This is a genomic window from Streptomyces sp. NRRL S-495, from assembly GCF_000966955.1.
GTDB classification, from domain to species: domain Bacteria; phylum Actinomycetota; class Actinomycetes; order Streptomycetales; family Streptomycetaceae; genus Kitasatospora; species Kitasatospora purpeofusca.
Genome location: NZ_JZWY01000553.1, coordinates 1 through 1,189 on the forward strand (window position 1 = coordinate 1; position 1,189 = coordinate 1,189).

Below are 1,189 nucleotides of genomic sequence, written 5' to 3' on the forward strand. Positions count from 1 at the left end.
GACCTCGGCCAGCGGCACCGCGTCCGCCGGACCCGCCACCGTCATCGGCTCGCCGTCGGTCTCGACGATCAGGCTCCGAAGGAGCTGGTGCCGTTCGGCGAGGTCCCGCACCGCCCCCAGCAGCGCGGCGCGGTCCAGCGGTCCGTGCAGGTGCAGGGCGACCGGGATCTGGTAGGCGGTGCTCCCCGGATCCAGCTGGGTGAGGAACCACAGCCGTGCCTGTGCGGCCGACAGCGGGGCCGGCGCGTCCCCGTCCGGCCGGGCGGGTATCGCCGGGATGCTGCGCGCCGCGGTGCGGCGGGCCGAGGCCAGCCGGGCCCGCAGGGCGTCGGCGAGCTGGGGGTCCCGCCGCTCGGCGGACACCTCGGTCATGCGGCACCGCCGGCGGGGTGGGAGGCGGGGGTGGCGAGGTCGGGCGATGCGGGCGAGTCGCCGGGACCGGGCGATGCGACGAGGTCGGGCGACGCGACGAGGTCGGCCAGCAGCAGCGCCTCCAGCCCGGCGGCGAAGTCGGCCAGGACCGGGTGCTCGAACAGCAGCCGCACCGGCACGGCGAGGTCCAGTGCCGCCATCAGCCGGCCCGCGACCCGGGTGGCCGCCAGCGAATGCCCGCCGAGCGCGAAGAAGTCGTCGTGGGCGCCGACTTCGGCGACACCGAGCACGGCCTCCCACACCTCGGCCGCCAGCAGCTCGGCATCGGTGCGCGGCGCGATCCGGTCGCGGCCGGGTTCACGGCCTGATTCGAGCCCGGGCGCGGGGAGGGCACCCCGGTTCACCTTGCCCGAGGCCGTCAGGGGCAGGACGTCGAGCACGACCCACCTCCGGGGCACCATGTGGTCCGGGACGCGGGCGCGCAGGCGCTCCTCGACCGCGAGCGTGCTGAAGGCGGTCGCCGCCGAGGGGCCCACCGCGAGATAGCCGACCAGCTGGGCGTCCGCCCCGGCGCCGAGGAGCACGACGGCCGCGTCCAGTACCGCCGGTTCGGTGCGCAGGGCGGTCTCGATCTCGCCGAGTTCGACCCGGTGGCCGCGCAGCTTCACCTGCTGGTCGCGGCGGCCCCGGAATTCGAGGGTGCCTCCCCCGGCCTCCGGCCGGGGGGACCCTCCCCCAGCCTCCGGCCGGGGGGACCCCCAGGGCCGCCAGCGGGCCAGGTCGCCGGTCCGGTAGCGCCTCCCGCCGGGTGCGAACG

The 1,189-nt window shown here is 77.5% G+C and carries 2 protein-coding genes; both read right to left on the reverse strand.

All coding sequences use genetic code 11. The features are described 5' to 3' along the window. A partial coding sequence (locus VR45_RS27050) for a condensation domain-containing protein (protein WP_045942454.1) occupies positions 1-372 on the reverse strand: 372 nt, incomplete at its 3' end. Beyond that, on the reverse strand, positions 369-1,189 hold an 821-nt coding region (locus VR45_RS27055), incomplete at its 5' end, for a phosphopantetheine-binding protein (RefSeq protein WP_234326201.1). The genes VR45_RS27055 and VR45_RS27050, both read right to left, overlap by 4 nt.